The sequence below is a fragment of the uncultured Aureimonas sp. genome (assembly GCF_913775355.1).
Taxonomy (GTDB): domain Bacteria; phylum Pseudomonadota; class Alphaproteobacteria; order Rhizobiales; family Rhizobiaceae; genus Aureimonas.
The window spans coordinates 1-5,087 of record NZ_CAJYIU010000050.1 but is presented as its reverse complement, the minus strand read 5'-3'; the positions used below and the strand labels follow the sequence as shown (position 1 = coordinate 5,087).

The window sequence follows — 5,087 nt, the reverse complement described above, 5'->3', positions numbered from 1 at the left end:
ACGTCCGCCTGACGCCCGATGAGAGAAAAGCGGCGCCAGCCATCTACGACGGATTGGTGGCAGCCGAACGGCTGTTTGCGAGCGGTGAGCGCGATGCCGTGCTCCTTCTGAACGCGATCCGCTCGAGATTGGCACAGGAGCCCTCGATTGTCCTCCAGTCCTGCGATCTGCGTGAAAGCGCAACGCTCGGTCCACTGGACCGCGTTCTGGACAGACCCGCGGTGCTGCTCGTCACCGCACGGCTCGGATCCGTCGTTCTCATCGACCAGATCGAGCTTTATCCGGACACCGTCGGGGAAGGGGCCGCCGCATGAGCGTCGAGGTCGCACGAAAGTCCGTTACCGTTCCGGGGATCAGGGCGCGGAAGGGCGGCCGCCCGATCGTGGCGCTCACAGCCTACAACGCCCTGACGGCACGGTTCGTCGACCGCCATGCCGACGTGATCCTTGTCGGGGACAGCGTCGCCATGGTCGAGCATGGCCTGCCGTCCACCCTCGGCGCGACGATGGATATGATGATCCTGCATGGGCAGGCTGTCGTGCGGGCGACCACCCGTGCTCTGGTCGTCGTCGACATGCCGTTCGGATCGTTCGAAGCCAGCCCGCAGGACGCATTCCGCAACGCATCTCGTCTCTTGGCCGAAACCGGATGCTCGGCGGTGAAGCTCGAGGGCGGGCTGGCCATGGCGGACACGATCGCTTTCCTGACTGCCCGCGGTGTCCCGGTGATGGCCCATATCGGCTTGATGCCGCAGGCGATGATGACGTCGGGCGGCTTTCGTACGCAGGGGCGAGACCGGAGCGACTGGGAGCGTCTGCACGAGGATGCCCGCAGCGTCGCGCAGGCTGGCGCCTTCAGCGTGGTTCTCGAGGGCATGGTCGAGCCGCTGGCGGATGAGATCACCCGTCGGATCGACATCCCGACGATCGGTATCGGCGCTTCTGCGCGGTGCGACGGACAGATCCTCGTCCTGGAGGACATGCTCGGCCTCCACGATCGCGTTCCCCGCTTTGTCGAGCGGTTCGGCGATCTGGCCGACGGCATGGACACCGCGATCAAAGCCTACGCGGAGGCCGTCACGGACAGACGGTTCCCGAACGAGAACAACGTCTACAAGCCGAAGGAGGGCTGAGGCAGCGCCCGCTTCCAGGCTGGGCGCTGCACGTTGGATCGCTGGCAGGCGGTCAGGTTGCAGACGTTCGCCCCCGAGGCATTGAGCGACTCGACCGGAGAGTGCGCTCTTCCACACCGAACGTTCCGATCACGATCCGTCGTTCTGCTCCCGCCTCCCGCGTGCAACTGTGGACGATGACATCTTCGATCACTGGGGCGAATTGCCCATCAGGCCCATGGCTACGCGCGCAACCAAACGCAGGCGACGGTTGCGGATTGGGTCAAGCCGCCAGTGCGAGATCGGGATCGAACACCAGCGAGCGGTGCGCCGCGGCGCCCGCCAGTACCCCCGCTGCCGCCGCAAGGGTGGCGTTCGGCATCGGGCTGGCGAGGTCGCCGGCCGCGAAGACGCCCGGGACCGTCGTCGCCTGCATGGCGTCGACCTCAAGGTAGGGTCCCGTCGGCCCGTCCCTCATCGCGCAGCCGAGTTGGTTGGCGAGATCGCTGGAAGGAAGCGTCAGAGGCGCGACGAACAGGGCAGCGAGGGGGATCGTACGGCCATCTGTCAGATGGACCGCCTCCAACTTTGGCGAGGGGCCGAGTAGGCTCACGACGGGTGTCGTCTCGAGCTCCGCACCGCGCGCGACAAGGGCTTGTCGCTGCTCGGATGTCGGCTCGAACGACCCTTGCGTGAACAGGGTCGTGGGCCCCCAATCGGGAAGCAGCATCGCCTGATGGAAGGCCATGTCGTTGCGCGCCAGGACCCCCACGGGCTGCCGGTCGAGTTCGTAGCCATGGCAGTACGGGCAGTGCAGGACGCTCACACCCCAGCGCTCGGCAAGACCGGGCAGGTCCGGCAAGGTGTCGCGGACGCCGTAGGCAAGGACGAGCCGGCGCGCGGTGATCTTGCCCCCGGCGGCCAGCGAGACCACGAACCCGTCGCCCTCCCGACGGGCCGCGACGGCGGCCTCGCTTGCAAAAGCCACCGTTGAATAGGCTGCAAGTTCGGCACGAAGGGCTCCGCCGATCTCGGCCGGGCCCCGTCCGTCCTGCCCTGGGAAGCCATGCGACGTTGCAGCGAAGCGGTTGCGGGGTGCGTTCGTGTCGAGGAGGAGCACGGTGCGTCGGGCTCGCGCCAGTTGCATGGCGGCCGACAGCCCTGCGAAGCTGCCTCCGATGACGATGACATCGTGGTCCATGTGTCGGTCCTCCCGATCTGTTACGACACTCGATGAGTTACATAATGGGCGATCGAACGGCAAGACATGACACTGTGCATGTTGCGTGATGTCGGCTAGAACGTCCGCGTAGACTGGAAGGGGTCCCCAATGCCACGCGACCTGCGCCTATCCCGCATCTTGCACGTGCTGATCCACCTCGACCGTCACGTGCCGCGTGCGACCTCTGACGAGATCTCGCAGATGATCTCCACCAATCCGGTCGTGGTCCGCCGGATGATGGGTGGCTTGCGCGATCGCGGGATCGTCTCGTCCGAAAAGGGGCACGGCGGCGGTTGGCAACTCGCCAGGCCGCTGGCCGACGTGACGCTGCGCGACGTCTACGAGGCCGTCGGCGCACCGCCCCTGTTCAATATCGGCCCTGGGGCGGAACCGGCCGAGTGTCTGGTCGAGAGGGCCGTCGACGCCCGGCTCGACGCGTCCTTCCGCGAGGCTGAGGCACGCTTGCTCGAACAGTTTTCGCAGGTCACCGTCGAGGACGTCGCCAGGGACTTCGAGCGGGATGCCGCCGACCGGGGCCTCGGCTTGGAATGCGCCGGGAGCATCTCCCATCATGACGAACCCGCCGTAAACCACCACCAAGCCTGACAGAGCCATGACAGCCGCGGGCTGCGCGTGTAGCTCGATCCGGCGGCGCGTTGCACATGTTGCGCCGGCACGTCTACGTTCGGTGTCACCCATGTCGCGAATTGCGACGTTCAGGGGGTCGAAAGCGGATTGATTGCTCAAGGTTGTCCGCCTTCGCAGCAGCTATCGGCGCGACCGGAGAAGTAGCGGTCTGTCCGGTTTCAGCTCCGATCGTCAGAATGTTGCCGTTCCCGCAGTCCGGTCGACCGGCACATGTTCACTCCGCGGGCTTAGCTTCCGCCCATGTCAGCAACGCGTCGAGCGCAGGACAGAGTGACTGTCCCCATTCGGTCAGCCCGTACTCGACCTTCGGCGGCACCTGGTGATGCACGAGCCGGGTCACGATCCCGTCCGCCTCCATTTGCCGGAGCTGCTGGATCAACATCTTCTGCGAGATGGCCGGGATCGCCCGCTCGAGGTCTGAGAAGCGCTGAAGCCGCCCGCCGAACAGATGGAACAGGATCATCAGCTTCCAACGCCCCTCCAGCATTCGAAAGGCCGTCTCGATGCCCGCTGCGGCCGTGGCCGCTGTATGCGTCGAATGCTTACTTTCGGGTAAGTACCCGACGTTTTCGTGCGTACTTGTCATGGATGAGCTGTAAGGCGATCTCTTAGGCATCACAACCGTGTCGCCACAGGAACTCGATGCTCACGCTTCCCCAGACCATCGGCGACTACTTCGCCCTGCCGACGAACGCCTCGCTTGCGGCGCTCAGTCGCGTTCTGGACGAAGACATTGTCGTCCGGGACGAACACCGGACTTATGAGGGACTTACCGCCGTGCGAGACTGGCGTATTGACACGATGGCGCGCACGCCCTCTCGGGCCCGTCCAACCTGTGTCGAAGAGCACGGCGACACTGTGGTGGTGACCGCGGAAGTGTCGGGCAATTTTCCCGGAAGCCCCGTGATGCTCGACCATCGCTTTAGCCTGCGGGACGCGCGCATCACCGCGTTGGAGATCGCGTGATGACCGGGGGTTGGATCGATCTCTCCGGTCGGCGTGCCGTCGTATCGGGGGGCACGAAGGGCGTCGGTGCGGCGGTCGTCGCAGCTCTGCTGGCGGCTGGTGCCAGCGTCGCCACCGCTGCGCGCACCGCCCCGGATACCTTGCCGGACGGTGTGCGGTTCATGGTCGCCGATCTCGTTTCGGCAGAAGGCTCCGCGGCCTTCGCGGACTTCGCCCTCTCCGAACTCGGCGGTGTCGACATTCTCGTCAACGTGCTCGGCGGCTCGAATGCGCCGGGCGGTGGTTTTAAGGCGCTCACCGACGCGATCTGGGCAAATGAGATCGAGCGCAACCTGATGAGCGCCGTGCGGCTCGACCGTGCCTTCCTGCCGGGCATGATCGAGCGGGGTGCGGGTGTCGTCATCCACGTCACGTCCATCCAGCGTGAACTACCGCTGTCCGAGTCCACGATCGCCTATGCCGCCGCGAAGGCGGCGCTCTCGACCTACAGCAAGGCGCTGTCGAAGGAGGTGTCGCCGAAGGGCGTGCGCGTCGTTCGGGTCTCGCCGGGCTGGATCGAGACGGAAGCGTCGGTGCGGCTTGCCGAACGTCTCGCCGAAGAGGCCGGCACCGACTACGAGGGCGGCAAGCGCATCATCATGCAAGGGCTCGGCGGCATTCCGATCGGGCGCCCCGCCAAGCCGGAGGAAGTGGGCGATCTCGTCGCCTTCCTGGTATCGCCGCGGGCGGCCTCCATCACCGGCACGGAGTATGTGATCGACGGCGGCACCATACCAACGGCGTGATCCTCGGCTGTCGCCGGGACGTCGGAAGATGGCCTCGTGTCGTCCGCAAAATGGCGGCGCCGGCTTCTCACCGAGCCACAAGCTGACCTTCGTACTTCAGCGACCATTCCCGCAATGTCTCGAACGTCGGCATCAGGTCGATCCCGGCCTGCGACAGCTCGTACTCGACGCGGGGCGGGATCTCCGCGAATGCCGTCCGGATGACGATGCCGTTGGCCGAAAGGTCCCGGAGCTGCTCCGTCAGCATGTGCTGGGTGATGCCCGGCAACAGGCGCCGCAGCTCGCCGAACCGTCTCGGGCCTGCCACGAGGCTGCACACGATCTCGATCTTCCACTTGCCCGTGATGGCCTGGAT

General features: G+C 65.8%; 8 protein-coding genes. 5 read left to right on the top strand and 3 right to left on the bottom strand.

Annotated elements, in window-relative coordinates; all coding sequences use genetic code 11:
- Positions 1–314, top strand: a 314-nt coding sequence (locus QZ753_RS03935; protein ID WP_294641388.1) for a pantoate--beta-alanine ligase, incomplete at its 5' end; no start/stop codon positions are given.
- Positions 311–1,132 carry a 3-methyl-2-oxobutanoate hydroxymethyltransferase gene (gene panB / locus QZ753_RS03930; protein ID WP_294641387.1) on the top strand — a complete coding sequence of 274 codons (822 nt, stop codon included), beginning with the start codon at positions 311–313 and terminating at the stop codon, positions 1,130–1,132. The genes QZ753_RS03935 and panB, both read left to right, overlap by 4 nt.
- A gap of 262 nt (positions 1,133–1,394) precedes the next feature.
- Here the strand turns inward: panB and QZ753_RS03925 are convergent, their stop codons facing one another.
- On the bottom strand, positions 1,395–2,312 hold the full coding sequence (locus QZ753_RS03925) for an NAD(P)/FAD-dependent oxidoreductase (protein WP_294641386.1): 918 nt from the start codon (positions 2,310–2,312) through the stop codon (positions 1,395–1,397).
- A 129-nt stretch (positions 2,313–2,441) separates the two neighbouring features.
- Here QZ753_RS03925 and QZ753_RS03920 point away from each other — a divergent pair, with 129 nt between their 5' ends.
- Positions 2,442–2,939 carry an Rrf2 family transcriptional regulator gene (locus QZ753_RS03920; RefSeq protein ID WP_294641385.1) on the top strand — a complete coding sequence of 166 codons (498 nt, stop codon included), beginning with the start codon at positions 2,442–2,444 and terminating at the stop codon, positions 2,937–2,939.
- Between the two features lie 256 nt (positions 2,940–3,195).
- Here the strand turns inward: QZ753_RS03920 and QZ753_RS03915 are convergent, their stop codons facing one another.
- Positions 3,196–3,567 (bottom strand): helix-turn-helix domain-containing protein, encoded by a 372-nt coding sequence (locus QZ753_RS03915; RefSeq protein ID WP_294641384.1) that lies wholly within the window; start codon positions 3,565–3,567, stop codon positions 3,196–3,198.
- A gap of 56 nt (positions 3,568–3,623) precedes the next feature.
- On the opposite strand from QZ753_RS03915, the gene QZ753_RS03910 reads away from it, so the two are divergent.
- On the top strand, positions 3,624–3,947 hold the full coding sequence (locus QZ753_RS03910) for a nuclear transport factor 2 family protein (protein WP_294641383.1): 324 nt from the start codon (positions 3,624–3,626) through the stop codon (positions 3,945–3,947).
- A complete protein-coding gene (locus tag QZ753_RS03905; protein ID WP_294641382.1) occupies positions 3,947–4,732 on the top strand; it encodes an SDR family oxidoreductase in 786 nt (261 codons plus the stop codon). The genes QZ753_RS03910 and QZ753_RS03905 overlap by 1 nt, the downstream gene beginning before the upstream one ends.
- 67 nt (positions 4,733–4,799) lie before the next feature.
- Here the strand turns inward: QZ753_RS03905 and QZ753_RS03900 are convergent, their stop codons facing one another.
- Positions 4,800–5,087 (bottom strand): helix-turn-helix domain-containing protein, encoded by a 288-nt coding sequence (locus tag QZ753_RS03900; RefSeq protein WP_294641381.1) that lies wholly within the window; start codon positions 5,085–5,087, stop codon positions 4,800–4,802.

Coding starts and splice junctions, on each gene's coding strand:
- QZ753_RS03905 (WP_294641382.1), top strand. CDS start 3,947: ATGACCGGGGGTTGGATCGATCTCTCCGGTCGGCGTGCCGTCGTATCG.
- QZ753_RS03925 (WP_294641386.1), bottom strand. CDS start 2,312: ATGGACCACGATGTCATCGTCATCGGAGGCAGCTTCGCAGGGCTGTCG.
- QZ753_RS03915 (WP_294641384.1), bottom strand. CDS start 3,567: ATGACAAGTACGCACGAAAACGTCGGGTACTTACCCGAAAGTAAGCAT.
- QZ753_RS03920 (WP_294641385.1), top strand. CDS start 2,442: ATGCCACGCGACCTGCGCCTATCCCGCATCTTGCACGTGCTGATCCAC.
- QZ753_RS03910 (WP_294641383.1), top strand. CDS start 3,624: ATGCTCACGCTTCCCCAGACCATCGGCGACTACTTCGCCCTGCCGACG.
- panB (WP_294641387.1), top strand. CDS start 311: ATGAGCGTCGAGGTCGCACGAAAGTCCGTTACCGTTCCGGGGATCAGG.